The sequence below is a fragment of the Cellulosimicrobium sp. KWT-B genome, from assembly GCF_002127155.1.
Classification (GTDB): domain Bacteria; phylum Actinomycetota; class Actinomycetes; order Actinomycetales; family Cellulomonadaceae; genus Cellulosimicrobium; species Cellulosimicrobium funkei.
Window position 1 is genome coordinate 77,158 of record NZ_NEDO01000004.1, and the last position, 25,479, is coordinate 102,636.

Below are 25,479 nucleotides of genomic sequence, written 5' to 3' on the forward strand. Positions count from 1 at the left end.
GCCACGACCCGGCGTCACCGCCCCACCCACCGGGTTCGTCTCACCCCCGGCGCTGCCTCCTCAGCGCGACGGCAGCCGGTCACCTCGCGGTGACCTCCACGCACGACGGCGGCCGGTCACCTCGCGGTGACCTCCACGCACGACGGCGGCCGGTCACCTCACGGTGACCGGCCGCCGTCGTGCGTGACGCGGGTGCGTCGGTAGAGCGCGGGTGCGTCAGTACAGGCTGATCGCGAGGCGCTGGCGGGCCTTGCCGACGCGGGGGTCGGTGGGGCCCACGACCTCGAAGTAGTCGAGGAGGCGCACGCGGAGCTTCTCCTTGCCGTCCGCGTCGGCGCCGGGCAGCAGGTCGAGGAGCCGGTCGAGGGCGTCGTCCACGTGCCCGCCGAGGAGGTCGAGGTCGGCGATGGCGAGCTGGGCGTCGACGTCCTGCGGTGCGGCGGCCGCCGCGGCGCGGACCGTCGCGAGGTCGGCGTCGCGCGTGCGCTGGAGGAGGCGGACCTGCGCGAGCCCCGCGACGGCGAGCGCGTCGCGCGGGTCCTGCTTGATCGCCTTCTCGTAGGCCGCAACCGCGGCGTCGAGGTCGTCGCGCTCGATCGCGTCGTACGCCTCCTGGTGCAGCGGCGGGAGCTCGGGCTCCGGCTCCGCGGCGGGCTCCGCGGGGCGCTCGGGCTCGCCGTCGGCGCCCTGGGCGGGCGCACGACCGGTCACGCCGTTCGCCTCGGCAGCCTGGAGCACCTGGTCGAGCACGGCGCGCACCTGCTCGACGGGCGCGGCGCCCTGGAACAGCGGCACGGGCTGACCCTGCAGGATCGCGACGACGGTCGGCACGCCCTGGACCTGGAACGCGGCCGTGATCTGCGGGTACGCCTGGGCGTCGACGCGGGCCAGGAGGAAGCGGCCGGCGTACTCGTCGGCCAGCGCGCCGAGGTCGGTGCCGAGCTGCGCGTTCGCCTGGTCCGTCGGGATCCACAGGAGCACGACGACGGGGTACTGCGCCGAGTCCTGGACGAGCTGACCGAACGTCTCGTCCGTGACGTCGACGACGTACCCGCCCGCGGCGGGCGCGCCGCCCTCCTCGCCGGGCGGGGGTGACTGCGGCCTGGTCAGCGCGGACAAGTCGACCGCGCCGCGCACGTCGAACGTGGGCTGGGTGGGTTCGCTCATGGTCGCAATCCTACGGAGCGTCAGGAGTTCGCGACCGACGTCGCGACGTGCTCGTTGCCCACCACGCGGATCTTCTCCTCCGAGCCCGCGGGCGGCACGTAGAGCGCGACGACGTCGACGTACCCGACCTTCAGCACGTTCGTCGGGGCCGCGTCGCCGTACAGCGCCTTGATCGTCTCGGTGTCCGGCGGCACCTGCGCGCCCTCCTCGGCGGTCATCGACTCCTGCGAGGTCATGGCCCCGACCACGAGGGCGCCGCCGTCCGCGGTCCGGACCGCGCGCACGGGCTCGTCGGGGTTGGGCGTGAACGTCAGCGCGTAGGCGCCCGCGGCGGGCTCGAGCGCCGTCGTCCAGTCCTGCGCGCGCTTCGCGAGCAGGGCGCGGAACGAGTCCTCCTCGAAGGAGCCGGCGAACCCGGAGCCACCACCCAGGTTGAGCACGTCGGCGTACTGCGCGACGGCGTCCGTGGGCGTGACGAGCAGGCTCGAGTCGTCGGGCGCGACGTCCTCGCTGCCAATGCTCGGGTCCGCGAAGCTCGGCATGGTGACGCCCGGCAGGAGGCGGACCCAGGCCCAGAGCTGGTAGTCGCCGCGCGCCGTGTCCTGCTCCAGGACGGACAGGCGGGGCGTCTGCAGGTTCTCGGGCTGCACGCTCACGGCGAACGACGTGCGCGGCCAGGTCTGCGTCGTCGGGATGACGACCTGCTGCGCCTCCGTCGGGAGCTCGGTCACGAGGTCGGCGTTGCCGCGCGCGGCCGCGACGGCGAGCTGGCTCGTGCGGATCGCGAGCGCCGGGCCCGTGACGCGGCCCTCGAGCTGGGCCGCGTCGTTGGTCTCGCTCGCCGCCGCGAGCGCGGCGGCGACCGCGTCGAGGACGGCGGTCTCCTGCGCCTCGGTGAGGACGGGCGCGGGCGGGTCCTGCGTGGGGTCGGGCTCGGGCGTCGGGAGGGGTGCGGAGCAGGCAGCGAGCAGGAGCGCGCCGACCAGTCCCCCGGCCACCCCGCCGAGGTGACGACGGGCGCGGCGGGCGCGGGCCGTGTCGCGGGCGGTGCTGGTCATCGGGTGCTGTCCTTCGTCTCGTCCGGGTCGCTCTCGGGTGCGGGCGCCGGGGCGCTCTCGCCGCTGCCGGGCGTGAAGCCCCACGCCCGGCGCCAGGCGTCGGCGCGCGTGCTCGCGCTGTCCTCCGTGGTCGGGTGCGCGCTCGCGTCGACGGTCGGCTGGGCCGCGGTCCGCGGGCGGCGCTCGCCGCGCGCGACGATCGGGATCTGGCCGGTGAGCCACGCGCGGCGCGGCTTCTGGGCGCGGGCCTGCTGCTGCGCGAGGCGGTCGGCCTCCTCGCGCTCGCGCAGCTCGCGTCGCGTGAGCATGCGCACCTGCGCCGTGTCGGTCGGCACCTCGCCGTCGGGCGCGTCGCCGCCGTCGTCCGACGACGTCCCCGCCGTCGTGCCGGCCGGCGCGACCGCCGGGGTCGCGGAGGTCGTGGTGCCGCCCGAGGGCCCGCGGCGGCGCGGGCGCAGGCTCGCCGCCCCGATGCCAAGACCGAGGAGGATGAGCACGGCACCGCCGATGACGCCGGGCCACAGGAACGGCGTCTCGACCTGGCGCGGCCACGAGAGCTCGACGGTGGGGGCGACGGCGTCCTCGCCCACGCCGGCGGCGAGGAGCTGCCAGCGACCGGGCTGGTCGGACCAGCGCAGGCTCGCCGAGCCGGCGCCCGTCGCCTCCTCCAGCCACATGTCGGAGCCGGCGGGGTCGACGCCGACGACGGGGGCCTCCGCCGCCGCGTCGCCCTCGGCGGGCGTCTCGCCCTCGGCCGGGCTCTCCGCGTCGGCGGGTGCCTCGGCGTCGGCCGGGCTCTCGCCCTCCGCGGGCGACTCCCCGTCCGCGGGCGTCTCGCCCTCCGCGGGCTCGTCCTCCGCGGCCGGCGCGTCCACGGCGCGCGTCGCGAGCGCGTCCCAGTCGGACAGGCCCGTGACCAGACCGTGCGGGTCCTCGCCGACCCACCCGGTCACGTCGGCCTCGCGGCCGATCGCGAGGGTGACCTGCTGCTCACCGGGTGCTGTCGCGCGGATCGTCACGTCCTCGGCGACGAGGTCGAGGACCCCGGGCGCGGTGACGAGCACCGTGCCGTCGCCGGTGTACGCCGTGGTCGCCACGACCGTGTCGCTGTCCCGCCAGACGGTGGCGGACGCGACACCGAGGCCGACGGCGACCAGCCCTCCCACGAGCAGGAGGGCGGCGATGATTCGTTGCAGCACCGAGGTTCCCTTCGTCGATCGACGTTCAAGGATAGGTGCGAAACCCCTCGTGGATCGACCGAGACGCCTCGCCTGTGGATCCTCACGAACCGTTCACGTGCCCCTCCCGGGACGGTCTCACCGCTCCCAGGGAACGTCGTGCCCGGCGGCCGAGAGGGCTGCCGTTCCCGCGAGGGAGGACCGCGCGCGCAGCACTGCGACCATCGTCTCACCCCCACCAATCCGGGTATTCAGGACAGCGTGATCCCCGTATCCTGGTCGGAGCACGGCGGGGCCGTGGCACGACCGCCGCGCCCTCCCTCCCCGGGAGGGGACGCCGACCGGCGGCGGAAGCCGCGACGACTCAGCACCGGAGGTCATCGACGTGTCCGACGAGCGCACGCTCTTCCCCATCACGATGCGCGGGTACGACCGCGTCCAGGTCGAGGCCCAGCTCGCGAGGCTGGAGAAGGCCGTGGAGGACGCGCGGGCGCGCGTCGAGGCGGCGGACGCCCGCGCCATGCAGCTCACGAGCGAGCTCAACGACGCCCAGCGCCAGCTCCGCGAGGCGGACCGGCCGTCGTACGCGGGGCTCGGGTCCCGCATCGAGCAGCTTCTGCGCTCGGCGGAGGAGCAGTCGGCGGACATCCTGTCGCAGGCCAACGCCCAGGCGGCCGACATCATGGCCCGCGCGAAGCTCTCGGCGGGCCAGGTCCGGTCCCGCGCCGAGAACGAGGTCGCCGAGCTGCTCAACAGCGCACGCCTGGAGTCGGAGGAGATCCGCTCCACGAGCGCGTCCGAGGCCGAGGGCACGCTGCTCAGCGCCCAGCGCCGCGCGGAGGAGCTGGTCGGCTCCGCGGAGCGCGAGGCCGCGCGCATCCACAGCGCGCTCGCCACGGAGGAGAGCGAGCGCCGCGCGTCGCTCGAGCGCGAGCTCGGCACGCTGCGCGCGACGGCGGAGCGCGAGACCACGGAGCTGCGCGTCACGACCGAGCGCGAGGCCGCGGAGCTCCGCGCGCGCGTCGCGGCGGAGACGGCGGCGCAGCGCGAGGCCGCGGAGCGCGAGTCGGCCGAGCTGCTGGAGAACGCGCGTCGCGAGGCGCAGCGCCAGGTGGACGAGGCGCAGCGCAAGGCGACCGAGGCGGCGAACGCCGTCACGTCCGAGATGGAGACGCTGCGCGACCAGGCCCGCACCGCCCTCGCGGACGCCGAGCTCGAGGTCGTGCGTCGCCGCGAGGAGGCGGAGCGCGAGAACGCCGAGCGTCACGCCGCCGCCAAGGCGGAGACGGAGAAGCTCGTCGCGACGGCCGAGGAGCACGCCGCGGAGGCGGAGAAGCGTGTCGCCCACGCGCTCCAGCAGGCGGAGAAGGTCCGCAGCGAGTCCGACGCGTACGTGAAGGACCTCCTGTCGACGGCGCGCCGGAACGCCGACCAGGTCGTCGCCGAGGCCCGGGCGTTCGCCGACCAGACGGTGAGCGACGCGAAGGCCGAGGCCGAGCAGCAGCGCAACGTCGCCCAGCGCCAGCTCGAGGACCTCACGCGCCAGCACGACTCGATCAACACCTACCTCGACGAGCTCCGTGGTCTCCTCGGCAGCGAGAACGAGGCCACGAAGGCCCCCGCGAAGAAGGCGGTGCCCGCGGGGACGCCCGCCCAGCAGGCGCGCGCCGCGACGCTCATGACGGCCGAGTTCCCGGTCGTCCCGGAGGAGTCCGGGCAGCGGGTCGAGACGGTCGAGGCACCGGCGGAGCGTGGCTCCGCGGCGTCCGCCGACGCCCGGCCGAGCGAGACGAAGCCGACCGGCACGAAGCCGACCGGCGCGAAGTCGGGCGGCACGAAGACGGCCGACGCGAAGCCCGACGCCCCCGCCTCGGCCTGACGCCGTGCCGGCCACCGCGGGCCCGTCGGGTCCCTCGGGGTCCGCTGCCGACGACTGGCGTCGGCAGCGGACCGAGGCCGCCGCGCACCAGCAGCGCGAGCTCGACCGGCAGCGCGCCCGCGAGAGCGACGCGGCCCGGGCCCTGCTCGCCGACTTCGTCGCGCGGGCGCGCGCACGGGGTCTCGCTCCCGAGCCGCTCCGCGCCCGCGCGTTCGACGGCACCGCGACGTACCGCACCCCGCTCCGCGGGTGGTACCTGCGCCGCAACCACAGCGTCGCCGTCGGCGAGGACGGCGAGTTCTACGTGCTCTCGGTGCCCGGCGGCGTGCGCGCGCGCCTGCGGGGGGTCGCGGTCGAACCGTCCGACCCGCCGCTCGTGCTGGGCAAGGGCGGCCGGGACGGCGAGTCGATCGACCTCGCCGACGCGCTCGCGCTCGTGCTCGACGGGCGCTGACGAGCGGTCAGCGGCTCAGACGGTCGCCCGCGCCAGGAGGTCCGCGAGCGCGTCGGCCACCGCGGCGGGGTCCTCGACCGCGCTCATGTGGCCCGCGCCCGTCACCTGCACGAGCTGCGCGGTCGGCGCCGCGGCGACCATGTGCTCCGCCTCCGCCACCGGCGTGACCTGGTCCTCCTCGCCCACGACCACCGCGACCGGCCCCGCGAAGCCCGCGAGGACGGACGTGCGGTCGGGGCGGGCCGCCATCGCCCGCTGCGACCACGCGACGCCGTCGGGCCGCTGCGCACGGATCCACTCCTCGAGCCGCGCGGTCAGGTGCGGGCGCGCGGCCTTGCTCGTCTCGCCGAGGAGCACCCCCGGCATGCCGAGGACCGGCTCGACGGTCTGCGTGCTCTCCGCCTCGTCGGCGATGCGCAGCCGGTTCGCGCGCGCGTCGTCGGAGTCCGCGGTGGACTTGGTGTCCACCAGCCCGAGCCCCGCGACCAGCTCCGGCCGGCGCTCTGCGAGCGCGAGGGCCACGTAGCCGCCCATCGACAGGCCCGCGACGACCGCGCGCGTGATCCCCGCCGCGGCGAGCGCGTCCGCGGTCGCGTCGGCCGCCGCCTCGATCGACGGCGGCTCGCCCCCCAGCGGGCTCGCGCCCAGCCCGGGGAGGTCGACCGCGACGACGGTGGGCTCGCCCGGCAGGGCTTCCGCGACGTCCGCCCACATCCGGTGGTCGAGCGGGAAGCCGTGCAGCAGCACGAGCGGTGTCCCATACCCCTCGCGCAGCGTGAAGGTCTCGAGCGGTGCCGTCGTCACGTGGTCCTCCTCGGGTCGGTCGGGTGCGCGCGGCGCCTCACGCCGCGGCGGGGGTCAGTCGACGACGCCGTCGGACCGGCTCGCGTCGTAGCTCGCCTGGTCCGAGTCGGCCGTGTCGCGGTCGGCCGTGCCGCTCGCGTCGCCGTCCCACGTGGTCGGCAGCGGGAGCGGGAAACCGGGACGCACGTGCCCCACGATCTCGTCGAGCACGCGCCGCACCGACGACTCCCCCACCCACAGGTGCTTGGCGCCCTCGACGCCGATCACCTCGGCGTTCCGCACGCGCGCGAAGCGTCGGCGCGCCTCGTCGGGGCGCAGGTAGTCGTCGAGCTCGGGCACGAGGACCACGAGCGGCTTGCCGAACGCGTCCCAGCGGTCGAGGTCGTCGTCCGTCGCGCGGTGCAGCGGGGGCGAGAGGAGGATCGCGCCCTCCACCGCCGGGTCCGTGCCGTGCTTGAGCGCGAGCTCCGTGCCGAACGACCACCCGACAAGCCACCGGTTCGGAAGGTCGTGGAACTCGGCGAACTCGATCGCCGCCGCGACGTCGAAGCGCTCGGCCTCGCCGCCGTCGAACGCGCCCTCGCTCGTCCCGCGCGGGGACGACGTGCCGCGCGTGTTGAACCGCAGCACGGCGAGGTCCGCGAGCGCCGGCAGACGCCACGCCGCCTTCCGGTAGACGTGGGAGTCCATGTACCCGCCGTGCGTCGGCAGGGGGTGCAGCGTGACGAGGGTCGCGACCGGGTCGCGGTCCGCGGGGAGCGCCAGCTCGCCGACGAGCGTGAGGCCGTCCGCGGTGTGCAGCTCGACGTCCTCTCGCCGCGCGGGCAGGACGCTGAGCGACCGGATGGGGGTCGGCTCCGTCGAGGCTCGGGCGGGATCGGGCGCGGTCTCGGGTGCGGTGCTCATCGTCCCGAGCCTAGTGCGTCTACCGCGGCCGACGGCGGTCGCGCGCCTCCCAGCACGACCTGTGCCAGTGGCGACGGTGGTCGAGCGCGGTCTCGGCCCCGAAGAAGGAGTCGTCCTGCCACGCCACGACGTGCCCGGTGCCGGGCGGGATCTCCTGCTGGCAGCCCGGGCACAGGTAGGTCTTCGCACCGCCGCGCACCGTGCGGACCTGCCACTCGCCGTCGGCTCCCGACTCCCGGCGCGCACCGCCGAGGGCGCGGTCCAGGTCGAGGGGCGCGGGCTCCGCGCCCCAGGGTCGCTTGCGGGACGGTCGACGGGACGGCATGGGCCCATTCTCCCCCGCGGCACCGCCGGGGACCTCCTCGCGGGGCGCTCGCCGGACCACGGAGCGTCGGGCGGCACCGGCCCGCGGAGCGGCAGGGCACCGGGCCCGCGACTCCCAGCGGGCGTCCAGCCGCGACCGCTAGAGTGTCCGGGCCGGTGCTGCACCCGGCGTCCGACCGCGAGGTGGCCCGTCCCCGGGCGCCGACGACCGCCGTCGTGCGGGTGCGGCCCAGACCCGACGGCCCCGCCGTCCCCCCGACCGAAGGACCCTCCTCGTGAAGCACCGCACCCTGCGCGGCGTCGCCGCGCTCACCCTGGGCGCCGCCCTCGTCCTCTCCGGCTGTTCGTCGGAGGGCGGCGGTTCCGACGACGAGACGTCGGCGAGCCCGTCCGCCTCCGACGGCGCGACGTCGTCGCCCGAGGACGTCGCGGCGCTCGAGGCCGTGACGGTCACGGGCGACCCCGGCAGCGAGCCGACCGTCGAGTTCGAGGCCCCGCTCGAGGTCTCGGGCCCGGTCGCGCTCTCGCTCGGGGACGGCGACGGCGACGAGATCGCGAAGGGCCAGGAGGTGACGCTGCACCAGGCCGCGTACTCCGGCACGGACGCGTCCAAGCTTGGCTCCACGTGGGAGGACGACTCGGCGCAGCAGATCGTCCTCGACGACCAGGTGTACCCGCAGCTGCTCGAGGCGGTGGTCGGCAAGAAGGTCGGCACGCGCTTCCTGTTCGCCGCACCGGGGCAGGACGGAAGCGCCGTCCTCACCGTCGCCGAGGTCACCGAGGTCCGGGACGCCCCGGTCGCGCCGGACCCCGCCGACGTGCCGGACCGCGCCGAGGGCGAGGCCGTGACCCCGGCCGAGGGGCTGCCCGTCGTCACGCTCGACGACACGGGCAAGCCGTCCGTCGAGATCCCCGAGGGCTACACCGCGCCGACCGAGCTCGTCGTGCAGCCACTCATCAAGGGCAGCGGCCCCGAGGTCACCGAGGACCAGACGGTCATCGCGCACTACACGGGCTGGAAGCTCGACGGCGAGCAGTTCGACTCGTCGTGGGACCGTGGTGAGCCCTCCACCTTCCCGCTGAGCGGCGTCGTCGCCGGCTGGACCCAGGGCCTCTCCGGCCAGACCGTCGGGAGCCAGGTGCTCCTCGTCATCCCGCCGTCGCTCGGCTACGGCGAGAAGAGCGACACGAACACGAACGAGCTCGCGGGCGAGACGCTCGTCTTCGTCGTGGACATCCTCGCGGCCTACTGACCTGCCGCCGCCTCACGGAGGGCCGCACCCCGCCCGGGGTGCGGCCCTCCGTGCGTCCGGGGCGTGTCGGGCGGGGCGTGGGCGGGTCGTAGGCTCGACGCATGACGGACGCCTCCACGACCTCGGTCCCACCCGTGCCCGACGACGCCCCCGCGACCCCCTCGGCCGCCCCGCCCGAGCGCGAGGTGCTCACGTGGGAGACCTTCGGCGTCGCGGCGCGCGAGCTCGCCGAGCAGGTCGTCGCGAGCGGGTTCCGCCCGGAGGTCGTCGTCGCGGTCGCCCGCGGCGGGCTGCTCCCCGGCGGCGCGGTCGCGTACGCGCTCGGGACCAAGGGCGTCGGCACGCTCAACGTCGAGTTCTACACCGACATCGGCCAGACCCTCACCGACCCGCGGGTGCTGCCGCCCCTCATGGACACGTCCGACCTGCCGGGCGCGCACGTGCTCGTGGTCGACGACGTCGCCGACTCGGGCCGAACGCTCGCCCTGGTCATGGACATGCTCAGCGCCCACGGGGCCGAGGCCCGCTCCGCGGTGCTCTACACGAAGCCGCGCACGATCATCCAGCCGGACTACTCGTGGAAGGACACCGACCTCTGGATCACGTTCCCGTGGTCGGCCGACCCGCCCGTCGAGGGAGCGCAGTCCCGGCCGAACGACTGAGCGGACGGCCGTCGTCGGTCAGCGGGTCCGGAAGGGCGCGAGCGTCGCGCGGACGGCGTCCGCCGCCCCCCAGTCGGGGTCGAACTGCGCGACGACGGCCAGGTGCTGCCGGAGCTGGACGACGGGCAGGCGCTCCCGCCAGTCGTCGTCGAGGCCGGTGAGCTCCGCGTAGAGCCCGAAGAAGGCCCCGGCCTCGGGCGGGGGCGCGGTCGTCCACACGTGGGCCAGGTCGACCTCCGGCCACGTGTAGGAGACGGCCGGGTCGATCAAGGCCGGGCGTCCGTCGGCGGTCGCCATGACGTTCGACGCCCACAGGTCGCCGTGCGTCAGGCAGGCCGGACCTCCCGGCAGTACCTCCGGGAGCCGCGCGCACAGACGCTCGAGCGCGGCGCGGTCCGCGGCGTCGAGGGCGGCGTCGACCCGCGGCTCGTCGAGCCAGCGCAGCAGGCGGTGCTGCGCGAAGAAGTCGAACCCGTCCTCCGTCCAGGTGTTCACCTGCCGACGGCGGCCGAGCCAGCCGTCCCGGTGCCAGCCGAAGCGCTCGCTGCGGGTCGTGGTGTGCACGTGCGCCAGCGAACGGGCGAGGTCTTCCCAGAAGGCCGGCGTCGAGGGCCGCGGGGCGAGCGCTGACAGCACGAGCAGGTCCGGGCCCGCGTGGACGACGTCCGGGGTCTCCAGCCCGGCGGCACGGAGCGCAGCCAGGCCCTCGGCCTCGACCGTGAAGACGTCGTCGCCCGGTGCGTCCGTGTCGAACGCCTTGACGAACAGCGGCGCGCCGTCGACGCACCGGGCCAGCCCGGCCGTCGCGGCGAGCCCGCCGCTCACCGGCTCGACCGAGGTCACGTCGTCGAGCCCTGCGGCGCGCAGCCGCTCCCTGAGCATGCCCATGGCGGGACTATGCCAGACGCCGAGGGCCCGGACCCGCGGTTCTGCGCGGACCCGGGCCCTCGGCGCGAAGGCGGACGAGGGTCAGAAGTCCCAGTTCTTACCGAAAGAGCCTGTAAACCGCGGTATCCTGCGGAGCTCGTCGTGGGCGGGAGGTGTCGTGCCACCTGCGTGCCACTTCGTGATCGGTCGTGTCGGCGGCCTACAGAACGGGCCGATGAACCCCTCTAGGCTGCGCCGAGCGCTCCGCAATGAACGCTGCGAGCTCCTTGCCGGAGAACGTGTGGCCGAAAGAGCGGGCCATGTGGGGTATGAGCAAGGTGGGTCAACGTGACAGTGAGCTCGCCGTCGTGGTCTCGGCAGTAGTCGGCCATGAAGACGAACCCGTTCAGCATCCCGACGACGCTGCGGCCGTCGGGCTCGACGCGTCCATCACGCATCGCCTCGCGCTCGCACCAGCGGGGTTTCGAGGGCTGAGCGCGTTGCCCCCGGAAGCGGTGCCGCGACGACTGTCCGGCAAAATGTCGTCGTCTGCGGAGGCGTCCGCTCCCCCGGGTATGCGGGGGCCCTCTGAGCATCAGCGGCGACCCGTATCGCCACCCACGGTGTCCTTGTCGAGATAACGACGTTACCCATCCCGTCGACGCCGTCGGGCCCGACGGACGGCCCTTCGGCGGACGTGACGGACCCGGGAGCAGGAGACGTCGCACTCGCCCCTGTGTGCGCCGTCTCCTGCTCGCGTGTGGGTCACCGCTCGCGCATGTACACCTTGCGTGCTTGTGCGACGTCGGGGGTCGACACGTAGGCGACTCCCACGTTGAGCTTCTCGATCTCCTGGCTCAGGTCGATTCCCGTGCGCCCGCGGAGGAACCCGCTGACGGCCTTGGACGCGGGAAAGTTGGTGCGGAACACGATCTTGGTCCCGGCATTGCCGAGGACATCCTTATGGAAGTCGTCCACGTTCTGGCTGGCGACGATCACGCCCGCGCCGTACTTGCGACCTTCCTTCATGATCTTCGGCAGGGTGACGTCCTTTGCCATCCGGTGAGCCTCATCGAGCACCACCGCCAACTTCATGGTCCCGTCCTGGCCCCATCGGAACATCTCTCGGTAGACGCGCCGAAGGATGAAGGACGCAGCAACGCGCTGCACTTCCTCCATCAGCTGACTGACATCGATGACCCACCCATTGCGCTCAGACGTCAGGATCTCGAACCGCTCGTTGGTGTCGTCAGCGAAGAGGCCGAAGTCTGTGAACGGCTGAAGGCGAGCCGCCGCGTTCTTGCCCGCCGCGGTTGCCTCCACGTTCTCTAGCGCGGAGACGAACTCCGCCATCGTTGGCGTCCCATCGCCCTGGTTGAGCGCGGTCCACCCTCTTGCTCCGTACGCCTGCTGGAGCGCCTTATAAACATGGTTCCGCTGGATATCGCCCAAGCCAGCCACATGGGCCAGGATCTCGGCGATCTCCCACGCGGTGGTGTTGATCGGACGTCCTGCGGAGACGTCCGGCTCAAACGGGTTGAAGGGCAGGCCTTCCGCGGCGTTGAGAACGAGCGCGCCAGCTGGAGGTTCTGCGGCCATGTCGCCATGGAAGTCGAAGACCATCGAGGGCAGGCCGGACACTTCGAAGTCGCGGATGACCTTTCGCGTGCTCACGGACTTGCCCTGACCGGGGATCCCGAGGATGAACGCGTGCGGGCTGCCCTTCGTGCTGACCGTCCACGTGACCGGCACACCTCCGCTGTCCTCACCGAGAGTCACCACGACCTCGCCCTGTGAGGCCGCCAGTTCGGTGGCTTCCGTTTCGACTCCGTGGGTGGTGAGGTTGGAGAGGTCCTCGCCTGTGTTGGCGACCGGCTGGGCATCCCCCGCACCGGCCGCTTCAGGCATCGTGTCAATGGGAGAGAGCACAGGGACATCGAGGGTCGGACCGACATCCTCGAAGTCGTCAGCCGTCGCACCGGCGGAGCTAATGAGCGGCGTGTCGTTGCCATCGTCATTCGCCACCGCGACGTCCATCTCTCGGTCCAATTCAGCGACGCGGGTGGTGAAGCCGAGCGAAGCGAGGTCCTGGGCCGTGAGGACCGTCATCGGCGTCTCGCCGTACCTCTTTTTGAAGCCGTGACTTCCATCAAGGCTGATGACGTAGCCGCGCGTGGTGATCTCGGCACGCTCCCTGGGTTCATCGATGCGATCGATGTACTTGTGGACGTCTTCGATCTTCGAGATGAGCCCATGACGTGCCGAGCGGTCCGCGTAGTAGTGCAGGAGGCTCGTGAGTCGTGCGCGCTGGAGCTCAGCATCGATGCGGGGCGGGTCTGAGAAGAAGCGTGACTCAAGCAAGCGCTTCGTGTCGTCGAGCTGCTCGACGATCATGTCGGCAAGCGCCTGCGGGAGGCGTGCCTCCTTGCGGGACTTCACCTCGACGCACTCGATCTTGAACGACCGTTGGCCGACCTTGACGAGGAGAAGGTCACATCGACGTGCGGACTCGCCGTCACGAACCGCCGCTCCGAAGATCTCCGGGTGCGCATCGACCGGCACAACGATCAGATCTTCGAGCTCACCCCGGTTTCTGAGGTAGGCCACGAGAGCGGCTAGGGAGACCGCTTCGCGGGCCTGCGTGGTGTTCTCAAGGAGGCGAAGCGCTAGGCGACCCGAGACAACGGACAGTGTCGTGAGCACCTCGCCAACACTCTCACTGACCTCAGCAAGCCCAAGGTCGGACATTGCGCTTTCAAGCAGCCGTTCGACTTCGCGCCGGTGCGTAGTGGTGACGGTGAGGCGGTCACCAATGCCCTCAACGAAGTCTGGTGCGTAGTCAAGGATGAACTGCTCGAGGACGCCCTCACTGAAGAGATCGACGCCAACATACCGATCCAGGTTCACAACCCAGTCGGACCGACGGTGGATCGCCTTTATCAGTGCTCGGCGGTCGCCGTCGAGCACTGCCTGAACCATCGGCACATGCGAGTCGTCGCGGCCGAATCGGCGCGCGACGGCACGCTGGTGCGCCCTGTGGGCGCCGGCAAGCTCACCGCCAGCTCCGACAGCGGGACCGCTGACCCAATACGCCGAGTTACCCCCACTCCTGAAGGCACGAGTCACAATCGGCACCAGCAGCTCGCGGAACGGAGCTCGACGCTCTTGCGGGCTCTCAAATGCGACTGAGGAATCGTATACGTCCTGGATGACGGCGAGATGAGCGAACTTGGGGTCTTCGAGCGCCGCCTCGACACGACGGACACTGAGCGACATTGGAGGAGCGAGGAATGTGCTGTGTCGTGTCGACTCCCGCTCCCGAAGGCGTCGCTGAAGGTCGGCCAGTGCCGGGACCGGTCGAACGTATGCCGCACTGTCCGAGTAGGCGATCACCTCAAGCCGGTGCGGTTCGTCGGGCTCGGTGCCGTCCTCGGGCTCGCCCTGCTGCATGTTCTCGGTGAGCGCACCCGCAGTGAGCTCACCGGAGCCGGGGTTCACGGCGAGGATGCGCAACGACTCGCCAGGGTCGTGTGCGGCTTCATAGGCCCGGAAGCGCTCGGCAACCATCGCGGATGTCGCACGCATCGTGGAGGTTGCCCTGTCGAGCCCCAGCACCGAGCAGATGGACTCCGCTGCAGAGTCACGATCGATATCGCCGGGCGTGAGATAGAGGCCAGAGCCGAACGTTAGCTCCTCCGCGTACACAGCAATTTCATCATTGGCATGAACAACAGCAAACGGCAGGTTGGCGGCCACGACCTGCTCGACGAGACTCGCGTCGAGTCGCGCGGAGCGAGCACCGTTTGGCTTCACTTCGACGAGTTGCTCGGCCCAGGTTCGAAGCACCGCGTCGTGTTCAGCGATCCACGTGATTCGCAGGGGGTGGATGGGGAGAACGATCACGGCCCGCACGTCGGTGTTTGCTCGACGAACGCGGAGCGACACGGTTTCCAGCAAAAGCAACTGCTGGAGTGCCTCGCCAGACGCCGCATCTAGCGCGCGCCGATAAGAGGCTGCGTACGCGCGGGCCGCCTCTCGAAGCGGCTCGTTCCACGCGACCGACTCGGCCGTGTTCCGCTGCTTGTCCGCCCCAAGGATCTCGAGGAACTCAGCACGGGCAGTGCGGAGAGCGCGCGGCAGTTGCTCCAACTCGACGCCCTCACCGCCGTCCTCAAGCCTGACACCAAATTCGCCGGTCAACTCATAGTGCTTCGCGACCCGTGGTGACGTAACTGCGGCGCGCTGCATGCGGACGAGGAGGTCGCTGACCCGCACCTGGATCGCGCGACGGTTACCCAGACGGAGGCCGAAGACCTGTCCGTCCAGGTCCCACGAGACAAGATCCTCGGTGAGGTCGTCCTGCCCGGCGAGCACGGCGCGCAGCACTGCTTCGGGAACGCTCGGTGCCGCGGCCCGACGGAGCTTGGACGACGTGCCTCCATCAAGAACAACCTGGAACTCTTCGCTGTCGACGTCGGCCGACTCATCAGTCTCGAGGAGGAGCTCCTCTCCGTGCTCACCGATCGGGATCACGGACACTACAAAGCGGCTGCCGTGTTCGAGAGTGTCAGCCTCGGCTTCGACCTTGATGGTTGCGCGTCGGAGCGCACCCTTGACCTGGCGGGTCGCCAGTGGTTCCTCGTCCTCAGTCCGCAGGTCGGAGGGCTGTCGCACCTCAAGGCGCCACTTGGCAACAGAGTCGACGTTTCGCGGCTCCGTGCGCCACTTCACGACGATAGGCGCACCTCCCTCGGACACGCGCAAGATGAGCTGCCCATCGGCGCCGAGCTCAAGCTTGGACGATCTTTCGACGGAGCCGTCGATCTTCCTGAACGGCTCCACCACCAGCGAGACGAGGTCGCGGTGCACAGTTGCCGTGAACTGCCAGTGATCGAAGGTCAGGTTAGCGGCGACCAGGCCCTCCGCCCAGTCACGTGGGTTGGTGAGCACGGCGCCAAGATTGTCGAGGTACCGGCGAAGACTGCCTCGCCACGAACCGTCCTCAAGTCCCGCGTAGGTCAGGCGCTCGTCGATGCTCGCGGCGGGACGCGTCGGCCGACTGATGGCACGCGCTGCGATGCGGTTCTGCTCAAGGCGGCTCTCGAGGTCGGGACCGAGATCCGGGATGAGGCCCACTCGCCAGAGGTTTCGGCCGAACGCCTGAATGCTCGGGTCGGCGGCCAACTCGGCCAGGAACTCCACCCAAGCCTCGCGGTGTTGCGGCGCAAGGTGTCGCCGATAGCGCCGAGCCAGGTCCCGCGCTTGCTCACGCCCGATCTGGGCGAGCAAGCGCTCCTCCGACCGACGGTAGAGATCGATCGTGGCAAGCCGCCGAAAGGAATTGTCCAGTGAGCTCGCGGCGTGGCCCTGGCCTGCAGGCACCAGGAGCAGGATGGCTGCGCCCTTGCGGTTCCGCAGCTCGATCGCGCGCTCAGGCGCAATCTCGCCCTCTCCTCGAGGAGTGCTGCGAAGCACGCTGACGTTGACTCCAGGTGCCAGGGGCCCGGCCAGCGTGGCCGCGAGCTCGGCGGCTACGGAGTCTTCGATGTCATCGATTCGAACACAGTGTCCAGGCTCTGCATCCTTCACGAGCTCGCTGAGCTCAGCGGCGAGTGCCGCGATCAGGAGGCGTCTTCCAGTCCCCGTCACTTGTAGGCCCCTCTCGGGTTGGTCACAAACTGAGCGGAGAAGTCGTCCGACAGTCCCTCGAAGCAGCCAAGGAGCTTCAGCTGACGTGTGAACGCCGTCAGGTTCTCGGCTGCCCCCGCGCGGGTGTCTGCGGAATCGAGGCTCACCGGCGGTCGATCAATCAGGACTCCGAAGCGGCTCTCGAGCCGACGCAGAACCTCGCGAATCGGCAGCTTGTCCCGGACGGTCTGGCCGGCATTGTCGGTGAAGCACAGGCTGAGGAGAGTGGTCAGCACTTCGTCGGACGGGGCGTAACGCCACGTCGACCGAGCGCGGAGGTTGCCGGAGAGGATCCCATAGGATTTCGTGATCCCCCCGGTGGAGTGGAACCACTTCACTTGGTTCTCAAGGCCACGCCCCCGGAGGCCTTCGACGAGGACGGCGCTCAGGCGATCGATTTGCGTGAGACCAGGCGTTTTGCGCAGGTCATCAATGAACGTCCGGCCCTCGGAATCCTCATCTAGGCTCGCATAAATTGTGTTGAGCTGGAGCCCTAGTGCAATCTCGGCTGCTGGGTCCGATGTCAGCCCAGCGAGATCAGCTAGCAGCTGCTCGGCCGAGTCGTCCGAGACCTGGGCGTTAATCACAGGGACGACTTCGCTGATCGCGCGAATCAGCAGCCGGTCGCGGAAGAAGGTGCGCATCACCTCAAGGTCGCGGATGACCGCCATACGAGAGATCTCGTCTGATGCGCTCCCGCGCCGCCGCACGAAGTCGCAGTACATCTCAGACTGGTTCGCCGAGAGGTCGACAGGTTCGCCGGAGAGGAGCCCTCGCAGCACGCGGGCGGTGATCAGGGGAAGCTGGAACAGGCGCAGGGCGATGACGGCGCTGACGTGCGCGAACGCTTCCGCGACCGGCATGCTCGGGCCGTATGCCCTCAGGAACGCCACAAGATCGTGGCCGATCGGTTCTGCTGCCTGGGGGACCGGCAGCGGGACGCCCTGGCGTTCCCGCGTCAGGTTCTGGCTGCCGTCGAACCCTTCGATGAACCGGAGAGCTAGCAGGGTGTCGATGTCGATGGGGGTGGTGCCGTCGTAACGCGGTTGGTGCCACGGTGAGACGCCGAGGTCGACCCCCTGTCCGAAGGTGGAGACGAACAGCCCCTCGGCCTCGGCTGTGGGGTTGGCCGACCCAGCGGACTCGAGGACCCGCAGGACGGCTTGGTAAGTGAGGGCGTCGGCGCGGCGGTTGCGCGAGGCGGTCTTTGGAAGCCCGCTGCGGTAGGCAGCGATCGTGAGCGGCCGAATGTAGCCCATCTGGAGATCGCTTCGGCGAAGACCCAAACGCTCTTCCTTAAGAATCGATGCGCGAACCCAGCCATCAAGAATGTCCCTGCCACGTTCGCTGTCAAAGCCAACGAGCTTGTCCGAGTTCTGCAGCTTTGTGAGGTAGTGATAGTAGGCGCGGGTGTCCGTGCGTGACGAGGCCACACGCCCACGCTTGACCGCCATCTCAAGGATGCGCGTGATCATGCGATCGATGTCGGTGTCGTTGAGCTCGACCGGAATCACGGTCGGCGTCGCGAGCGAGTTGAACGGCTTCGTGAGTGAAAAGCTCATCGCGCGGACTCCAACTCGATCAGGTCGCCGTGAACACGAGCACTGACGACAGACCCGGAAGAGTCGACAACCCGTGCGGTACGGGAAGGCTGACGGCTGAGCTGGTTCACAAAGGAGTCGATCTCCTGCCGGATAGCGTCCGAAGCCGTGTCACCGACGAGTTCGCCGTCGGCAGCGCGCAAAATGATCTCCGCCGTGTCGAGCGTCAGCGACAGGCGTGGGCCGGATTGGTGACTGAGCAGAAGCTGGTCGGGCATCGACTCGATGAATGGGCTTTGCGTTCGAGGAACGGTCACGGTGAACTCCTCTGCAGCGACCGTGTGGAGGATCGCCCAAGCCGCGCCGTCGGCACCGCTACTCATCGCGAGCCCGGAGTCGAGGTAGCCGAAAGCACCTGTGATGCGACTGATGCCGAGCAGCAGGCGGTCACGTGTGGTCTCGGGGCCGTGCCCCATAAGCATCTCGAGGAAGTCGGGAAGGTATCGATAGACGCGAACGTCTCCCGGATCGATCTCGTCGTCCTTTACGGCACCGACTCCGAAGTAAACCGCGCGGGCGATGCTGCTCACCGAGTTCAGGTGGCGTGTTGCTGGGTTGCGCAGAAGCTCGCGGCGGAGGCGGTCGACTGCCGGGGCCGCAACGGCACTCGGGTCGACGTCGGCCCACTCGCTGACGAGGTAGTCGTCGGTCTTCCGCGAGAACGCAAGGTCGTGGGTCAGTGCCTCATCCATATAAAGCGCGCTGCGGCCTTGCTGCTCCCACTCGTGGACGTCCTCGCAGCTGCGGTTACCGGTGATGAGCCACGCAGCCGCGGACCGAACGTCGCGGAACGTCGCGCGTCGACGTCGGCGAAGGTGGCTGATCTGTATTAGCTCGTCGAACGTCTTGGCGCCCGCGCTTGCGAGTAGGTTCCGGTTGGCAAGAAGAGGACACGATGACTGGGCGAGGCAGCCCTTGCAGGTGTCCCAGAGCGCCTCGTCGGTCAGCTCGTCGAGAGCTCGCCCGGCGAGTCCGGGCGACGATCCCATCCTAGCGAGGCTTCGGCGTTTGAGATCGACGAGGGCAAGCGCGCCCGGGACGGATGTGTCGTCTGATTGGTCCTCAATCGCGAACGCCCACTCCTCATACTTATCGGAGTAGTCGGTAAAGAACTGGAGCATCCGTCCGTCATTGACGGCGATGAGTGCCGTCCCGCTACCCTCGGTCTGGACCGGGTCGAGGGCCCGGCGGACGAGCTCATCTGAGGTGAGGTCGCCATGCGACTCGCTCGCGTCGTACACAGCGATGAAGGAGTGCCCGTCAAGGCGAAGACACCAGCCCGCCGCGTCCGCATAGATCTCTTCAGCGCCGCGTCCTCGAAGTCCCTCGCCAAGTTTCACGAGGACGGACGTCTTGCCGTCACCGGGGTTGCCGCTTAGCAGCACCACCTCGAACTCGCGGTCGAGGACACGCGGTATGAGTTCTGAGTCGAGCAGAGTTTCGACGTAGGTCGTTTTTGCGAAGTCGTCGTCAAGGCCGCGGTTGCCCGCGTTTCCGCCACTCGCAGCCCGGTACAAGCGCCGAATGAGCGGCACGGCTGGGTTGACGAGGCGCGCCAGCGCGGGCGGCTCGTCGTCGTTGTCGGTGCCGTCTGTGGAGGGAGTGCCTGGTGCTGGAGTCGCTTGCGTGCTCTGGACGAGAGTCTTGAAGTCTCGCGCAGAGGGCGGTCGGCCGTTCTCATCTTCTGTCAGCGCAGCGAGGAAGGCGTCGAGCAGTCTGCGACCAGACTCACCCCAACCGGAAATTTCATTCTCGGTCGGCGGCAGCAACGTCACTGATCCTGGCTCGACTCGCACGGCGACGCGACCGAGCATCGCGAAGGCCATGCTCGCAGCGAAACTAAAGAGGTCGCTCGCGGGTGTCGACGGTCGCCTTCCCGCCACCTCGGGCGCCGCGAACTTGGGGCTCCAGCCTTCGGCAGGGTCACCGGCCGCGACGGAGAGCCCGAAGTCGATCAGCTTCGCCTCTCCGCTGCCATCCGTGGAGACGATGATGTTGGCAGGGGTGACGTCGCCGTGCACGAGGTGCTTGCTATGGATGTACTCCAACGCCTCCAGCACCCGGACCGCGATCGTGCGAACCTCCTCCACCTCACGATCGATGCCCACGACGGCGAGGCTCTCGCCCTCGACGTACTCGGAGACGAGGAAGTGCGGCTCACGGTCGACCGCGACGTCGTAGACGCGCCCGCAGTTCTCGTGGCGCAGGGCGTCGGCTGCCCGGTACTCCTTGCGAAGCTCACCGGGGATGCCATGGAAGAACTGCTTAAGGACCTTGGTGTGCTCAGCCTGTCGGTCGTAGACCTTCCAGCTTCGGGCGTAGCCTCCGCGCCCGAGCTCAGCCTTGATCTCGTAGCGACCCGCGACAACGCCCCCGACCGAGAAATCCTCGGCGACTGGCTCGTCCTCGACAACGGGCACGGCAGTCGGCCCAGGGGCAAGCGCCTCGGCGAGTTCGTTTGCATCTGGTCGGTTGGCAGGCTTCTGCGAGAGTCCTCGCACAAGCTGCTCGGTCCACGGGAAGGCCGCCAGCACTTCACTGGAGACATCGGCCAGAGAGATTTCGGTGGCCGGCTTGCCGAGTAGCCAGGTGCACAGAGACAGGGTGAGGCTGTAGACATCTGACTTGGGTGTGGCAGATCCAACGTCTGCGGCCGACTCGGGTGCGCGATAGTCCTCGCTGATGTCGTAGTCAGGTGCCCATCGCGCGACGGTCATCTCCCCGCTGATCCGGGCCAGGTGGAAGTCGCTGAACATGACGCGCATTCGACGTCCCAGCCAGATTCGGCGTGGGTGCAACGCCCGATGGACGAGTCCCTGCTCATGGACGTCGGCCAGAGCCATGAACGCGTCACGCACCACGTCGCGCGCAACCTGGTCCTCAAGCTTGCCGCCGGTTCGCTCGGGGCCGGGCCTTCTGATCGCGTCCTCGAGCGTCCCGCCCTCCTTGGGCGGAACGACGGGCACCACGAAGAGCTCATGTGCCGCGCTCTCGAAGAACGGGCGCGCGTGCCACGTCCGTCCGAGGTCCGCGAGCCGGTTCAGGGCGACCGTCTCTCGTCGGAGGAACTCCTTGGGGTCGCCCAGTTCTTCTAACCGGCGAATCGGGTAGCCCTTCAGAACCACCTCTTGCCCATCGACGCCCCTTGCCAGATATGCCTGTTCGACACCCGGGACGTCGAGGCGAGAGATGATCGCGTAGTCGCCGATCCGGTCGCGCTTGTCAGCAGGCTGCAGGCCGTCGAGGTAGGCGCGCACAGTCCGATGGACATCGCCGAGCGGCGGCTCTCGCCTGTCGAGGTTACGCATCTCCTTCGCTGCGACTTCGAGCATCCAGATTCGCTCGTCATAGTCATGGTTGCGTCCACCAGTAACTCGGGCACGTTCGTTGGAGAGCACGACGGCGGGCAGCACTCGCTTGCCACGAAGCTCCCGGTACCCCTTCGCCTTGTCGCGCAGGAGGCCAGCGATCTTGCGGGCGAGTTGACCGACACGGTTGAGTGGGTTCGGTCGAGCCTCATCATTGACGAGCCACCAGTTGTCGTCGGCGACGATGCGAGGTCCCCAGGACTTCTCGTCGAGGACGAAGATCAGGCTCTTGCCGACGACGATGAGGTCCACGTCGTCGCGAGCATCTCCAGCCAGCTTCCGGCCGGCGTAGACGACCCAGTCGGCTGGCAGTTCCTCGGCGAGCCGCTCCGCGGTCTTCTGTTCGCCGGGACCGACATACTCGCCCATGACCTTGAGCTCAGCCATGTCTAGACCTCCGGGAAGTCGTCGGGCCACACCCAGCGGCGCAGCATGTCTTGCGGGAGACTCCGGACGCGCTCGAGGTAGGCGTTGTCCTTGGAGTAGGTGATGACCAGCTGGTCCTTGGCACGTGTCGTGCCGACGTACCCCACGCGGCCCTGAACCTGGGACTCGTCGCTCGCGTCGTCGGGAAGGTCCTCAAGCCCAACGAGGAAGACGACGTCGAAGTCGAGCCCCTTCGCGGAATGGACGGTCATCACCTTGACCGTCGGCTCCGATAGGTCCAGATCTTCGTGTTCTTGTGCGTACAGGCGACGTACAGGCACCTTGGCCGCCTCCAGCGCCGCGGTGATCTTGCCGATGTTCCACTTGCGCGTCAGGAGCACACCGATGTCTTGGGGTGCACGTTCACCCGTACGCACGAGATCAGAAATGTCTCGGGCGACCGCAGCAGCCTGCTCTTTGACCGAATCACACCACACCATGTCAACAGGTTCGCCATCGAACCCCAGCTCAGCGCTTGAAACGCTGCTACCCGGGCCGAGAGCAGACGTCACTGTCAAGATCTGGTGAGTTGACCGGTAGGGGCGCTGGAGTTCGACGCGCTGGGCCGACGTCAGAGCACGGGTCTGGCGAGTCAGAACGCTGGCCTGACCGTAGAGAGCTTGTTTGGGGTCGCCGGCCAGGACCGCACCACCGCGGCCCGGACGCACTGCAGCTGCCGCAAACTCGACCCAGCCCGCGTAGAAGTCCTGTGCCTCGTCAATCAGTAACGCATCGACACGCGGATTTGAGCGCAACGCCGGCAACGCTTTTGATACCGCTCGATCGATTGCTGCATCACCAGTGAGCGGGATTCTGTGGCCCAGCCGCGCGGCGAACTTCCCGAAGGTCGTGACGCCGATGTTCGGGAACGGTCCAACCAGTGAGCGCAGGTACCCCACCAACATGTTGTTAAAGCACAGCACCTGGATTTCCCAGTCCGGATGCGCAAGTGCGAGTGTTTTTGCACGGGCGGCGAGCACGAGAGTCTTGCCGCTGCCAGGCGGGCCGGTCACGATCGTTATGCCGTCCGCGGCGCCAGTGACCACCCGCTCCTGCGAGCGATCCAGCTTGAGGCGTGCGAACGCTCGGCCACGGGCGCCCGCGTCCTGCATGGCCGAACGGAGGGGAAGCTTCACCACGACGGCCGGTCGGTAGGCGTCGGTGAGGTCACGCGCGACCAGCTCGTCGATCGGCCGAGGGCGGAGCGTGCTGATCCAGTGACCAGCAGCGGCATCGTCAAGGGTCAGGCTCTGGCGATCCGATCCGGCGGCGTGTGGGTTGATGACGCGCCTCTCGATGAGTACCCGTCGGATGGCGGGAACCTCGTCGCGAAGCACCGCAACCTCGCGGTTGAGGTCGACCATCGCCTGCGACGATCCATCGGAGAGTGCGAGAGCAACGACTCCGAGCTGTAGATGGTGACCCACAATCGGGGGTCGTAGGCCGCTCGCGTCCGTATGTACGGCGAAACCGTGCCGCTCGAGGGCCTTGACCGCGGACGAGATCGGTTCGTCGACAGTTGCTGACCCGCCGTGCTCCCTCACACCTTCTCGCTTTCCCGCCGAAGATACCCCGTGCCACGTTGCTGGGGCATAGTTCGTCGAGCGTACGGGCCCGTCGGGCATGGACGTTGCGAAGCTGTCCAATTTCACCCGCTCACGAAGGTTGTCGCGTAGGTTCGTGCTCGCCACGGGCTTGACGTTGTGCGTCACTGCTTCGGCCCAGCCACGCCGCCTCCTGCGGTGTCGATGAAATGCAGCAGTGCGGCGGCCCCGTCCGCGCTCCCGCCGCCCGCACGGTACCTGTCGACCACGTTGGTCACCGACGTGTAGCGGGAGCCGGTCGAGTAGATCGCTTCGATGATGCACAACGCCAGGCTCCCGCGTGGCCCTCCTGGGTCGCCCACAGCTCTGGCTCGCCGAGGTACGTCCTGCAGAAGTTAACCAGGGCGTCGGCGTCGTACTGAGTGATCGTCATTTTGCTGCCTTCGCACGTCGCGAGGGTGCTCCAAGGAGCGTGGCGCCGTCGTCCATCCTCAAGCCATCTCGGTCACGTCGGTGCGTTCGAGCTCTCCGAGCGCGGCTGCGACACCGACGGACTCGGGACCCCTAATCACCTTCGCGACCAGCTCCTCACGTTCTGCCTCTGGGAGTGTCATCGACGCCGCAAGCAGGCCGGCAAATGAGTCCACTCCTCCTTGCTCCGAGTCCTCGTGGAATGCCCAGCGGAAGTCCACGTCCCGAGTCGTCAGCTCGACCGTCGAGCGACCGCCGTCACGCTGAGGGCCTCGCGAGCGCACATAGCGGACATGCTCGAGAGGAACCGAGTGCTCGATCTTCCCCTCCTGGCGGAACGTATTCGCTCTCGCGGTGAGGACGCGCCGATCTGTCACCGCGACGAAGACTGCCGGCTTCTCAAGATCGAGGCGCTCAAGCAGGTTCTGCCCGATGCCCTTGACGACGTCGCCCTCGTGCAGGTCGAAGGGAAAGCCAAGGCCGACCAGAGCCTCTCCGTCCTCGAGTATCCACCGCAGCACTCGAAGCTGGGCTGCCGGGTCCAGCGCCTTCGGACCGGCAACGACTCTGGGTATATCGAGCGGGGAAGCGGGCGGGCGGAGCGAGTCTGCCAGCGGTGCTACTGCCGCTAGCAGCTGAGCCGCGGTCAGCTGGGCAGCCTTGGTGTCCTTCCTCTTCTTTGTGAGAGGCACAGTGGATCTCCCAGGAAGCTCCGCGATGACCCGGAGCTCGCGCGCCAGCTCCGAAATGAGGCGAGTCGCCTCGGGAACGGCCGCCTCCACCTCTGTCCGGGTCTCCCTGACGATGGCGTTGACGAGCAGTGCTTCGTTGGCGTCGTCGGGTCCGATCGCGCGTGCCCGACCCGCGTGGAGAGCCTGGTACGAGGTCCATGCCTTGAACGCCGAGAGTAGGGCGTACGCGTCGAATGCGATCGCTTCGGCGTTGGCGTCGAGATACTCGCGGCGACGTCGCACATCGAGTCGGTCGATCTGCTTAATGTGCGCGCCAACATTCCGCCGATACAGCTCACGCTGAGCGCGCAGGTCAGCGCCCTTGCCCGAGATCTTGTCCCACAGCGTCCCGGTGACCGCTCCTGCCTCGCGTGCCAGTGACACAACCGAGTCAGTTTCGTCAACGAGACCCGTGAGTTCGGACCACTGTTCGCGGCGGATCGTCAGGAGCACCTGGCTCGTCAGCGCGATGTTCGTGCTGATGAGCCCGGAGATGTAGTTGAGCTGCATCTGGATGGCGATCATCGCCACGGCGGGGCCTACCGCAGCCAGCGCTCCTGCGGCAGTCACGGTGCTCACGGGAACGAACCTCGCCTGCGCGACGAGCTTGCCGTTGGAGAACACGGCGCCCAGGTTCGCGCCATCCTTCACCGCCAGCGTCGCGCCTTTGTTGAGGAGCGCCTGTGTCGCAGACGTGACCCGGTACAGACCCTGAGCGCTCGCGGCGACGTTGGCGAGATTGCCGCCCACAGTAGCGAGGTTCCCGAGTCCGCCAAGTGCCGTCGCCAGTTCGTGACGATCAACTGCCGGGACAAGTCCGAAGTCCATGACCTCAAGCCCATCCGGGACGTCACCGAAGACAACTGCCGTTCCCGGGACCACCTCGACCAGGGTGGTCGATGAGGTGATGGCAACCTCTGTTTCGAGCCCGTCGACATCTCCCTGCGTCTCAGTCTCGCCGATGTTGGGGGCGTCCGAGTCGTGTTGCACATCTACTCCTCTTCGCGCGCGAGCGGTCACGATGAGCCCTCGCTGGCCATGACTTTATGGCAGCGAAGACTCGTCGTGTCCAAGGCCGGCGCCTGGCTTCATTCCACG

General features: G+C 69.3%; 16 protein-coding genes. 4 read left to right on the forward strand and 12 right to left on the reverse strand.

Annotated features, from left to right (window positions below; all coding sequences use genetic code 11):
* Positions 1–216: 216 nt before the first annotated feature.
* Genes B9L22_RS13175 through B9L22_RS13185 form a run of 3 tightly spaced genes read right to left on the reverse strand, consistent with a single transcriptional unit; the run spans position 217 to position 3,424 of the window.
* Entirely contained in the window at positions 217–1,167 is a 951-nt protein-coding gene (locus tag B9L22_RS13175) for a tetratricopeptide repeat protein (RefSeq protein ID WP_034653561.1), read from the reverse strand.
* A gap of 20 nt (positions 1,168–1,187) precedes the next feature.
* On the reverse strand, positions 1,188–2,225 hold the full coding sequence (locus B9L22_RS13180; RefSeq protein WP_086150741.1) for a hypothetical protein: 1,038 nt from the start codon (positions 2,223–2,225) through the stop codon (positions 1,188–1,190).
* Entirely contained in the window at positions 2,222–3,424 is a 1,203-nt protein-coding gene (locus B9L22_RS13185) for a hypothetical protein (RefSeq protein ID WP_086150742.1), read from the reverse strand. Before B9L22_RS13185 ends, B9L22_RS13180 begins: the two co-directional genes overlap by 4 nt.
* Positions 3,425–3,788: 364 nt before the next feature.
* Here B9L22_RS13185 and B9L22_RS13190 point away from each other — a divergent pair, with 364 nt between their 5' ends.
* Positions 3,789–5,282: a hypothetical protein gene (locus B9L22_RS13190; RefSeq protein ID WP_086150743.1), complete on the forward strand. Its 1,494-nt coding sequence runs from the start codon at positions 3,789–3,791 to the stop codon at positions 5,280–5,282.
* A gap of 4 nt (positions 5,283–5,286) precedes the next feature.
* On the forward strand, positions 5,287–5,736 hold the full coding sequence (locus B9L22_RS13195; RefSeq protein WP_086150744.1) for a hypothetical protein: 450 nt from the start codon (positions 5,287–5,289) through the stop codon (positions 5,734–5,736).
* 15 nt (positions 5,737–5,751) lie between these two features.
* Here B9L22_RS13195 and B9L22_RS13200 read toward each other — a convergent pair whose 3' ends face one another.
* The 3 genes from B9L22_RS13200 to B9L22_RS13210 are packed head-to-tail and all read right to left on the reverse strand — an operon-like array spanning position 5,752 to position 7,771.
* Positions 5,752–6,540, reverse strand: coding sequence for an alpha/beta fold hydrolase (locus B9L22_RS13200; protein ID WP_086150745.1), 789 nt, complete (start codon positions 6,538–6,540; stop codon positions 5,752–5,754).
* A gap of 54 nt (positions 6,541–6,594) precedes the next feature.
* Positions 6,595–7,446, reverse strand: a complete 852-nt coding sequence (locus B9L22_RS13205; RefSeq protein WP_051027859.1) for an alpha/beta hydrolase — start codon at positions 7,444–7,446, stop codon at positions 6,595–6,597.
* A 19-nt stretch (positions 7,447–7,465) separates the two neighbouring features.
* Positions 7,466–7,771 carry a hypothetical protein gene (locus B9L22_RS13210; RefSeq protein ID WP_034653528.1) on the reverse strand — a complete coding sequence of 102 codons (306 nt, stop codon included), beginning with the start codon at positions 7,769–7,771 and terminating at the stop codon, positions 7,466–7,468.
* Positions 7,772–8,045: 274 nt separating this feature from the next.
* Between B9L22_RS13210 and B9L22_RS13215 the strand changes: the two genes are divergently transcribed.
* Together B9L22_RS13215 and B9L22_RS13220 are read left to right on the forward strand one after the other, a co-directional pair.
* Positions 8,046–9,023, forward strand: coding sequence for an FKBP-type peptidyl-prolyl cis-trans isomerase (locus B9L22_RS13215; RefSeq protein WP_086150746.1), 978 nt, complete (start codon positions 8,046–8,048; stop codon positions 9,021–9,023).
* A 101-nt stretch (positions 9,024–9,124) separates the two neighbouring features.
* Positions 9,125–9,685 (forward strand): phosphoribosyltransferase, encoded by a 561-nt coding sequence (locus B9L22_RS13220; protein ID WP_086150747.1) that lies wholly within the window; start codon positions 9,125–9,127, stop codon positions 9,683–9,685.
* Positions 9,686–9,703: 18 nt separating this feature from the next.
* Here B9L22_RS13220 and B9L22_RS13225 read toward each other — a convergent pair whose 3' ends face one another.
* The 6 genes from B9L22_RS13225 to B9L22_RS13260 all read right to left on the reverse strand — a co-directional run bounded on the left by B9L22_RS13225 (position 9,704) and on the right by B9L22_RS13260 (position 25,371).
* Positions 9,704–10,573 (reverse strand): fructosamine kinase family protein, encoded by an 870-nt coding sequence (locus B9L22_RS13225; RefSeq protein ID WP_086150748.1) that lies wholly within the window; start codon positions 10,571–10,573, stop codon positions 9,704–9,706.
* Between the two features lie 744 nt (positions 10,574–11,317).
* Positions 11,318–16,201 (reverse strand): ATP-binding protein, encoded by a 4,884-nt coding sequence (locus B9L22_RS13230; RefSeq protein WP_143317302.1) that lies wholly within the window; start codon positions 16,199–16,201, stop codon positions 11,318–11,320.
* A complete protein-coding gene (locus tag B9L22_RS13240) occupies positions 16,198–17,802 on the reverse strand; it encodes a hypothetical protein (protein WP_086150751.1) in 1,605 nt (534 codons plus the stop codon). The genes B9L22_RS13230 and B9L22_RS13240 overlap by 4 nt, the downstream gene beginning before the upstream one ends.
* Entirely contained in the window at positions 17,799–21,596 is a 3,798-nt protein-coding gene (locus B9L22_RS13245) for a protein kinase (protein WP_086150752.1), read from the reverse strand. Before B9L22_RS13245 ends, B9L22_RS13240 begins: the two co-directional genes overlap by 4 nt.
* A 2-nt stretch (positions 21,597–21,598) precedes the next feature.
* Positions 21,599–22,999, reverse strand: coding sequence for a 3'-5' exonuclease (locus B9L22_RS13250; RefSeq protein ID WP_158097209.1), 1,401 nt, complete (start codon positions 22,997–22,999; stop codon positions 21,599–21,601).
* A 671-nt stretch (positions 23,000–23,670) separates the two neighbouring features.
* The gene (locus B9L22_RS13260) at positions 23,671–25,371 is read right to left on the reverse strand and encodes a hypothetical protein (protein WP_086150755.1); all 1,701 of its coding nucleotides are present in this window, start codon (positions 25,369–25,371) and stop codon (positions 23,671–23,673) included.
* Positions 25,372–25,479 lie beyond the last annotated feature (108 nt).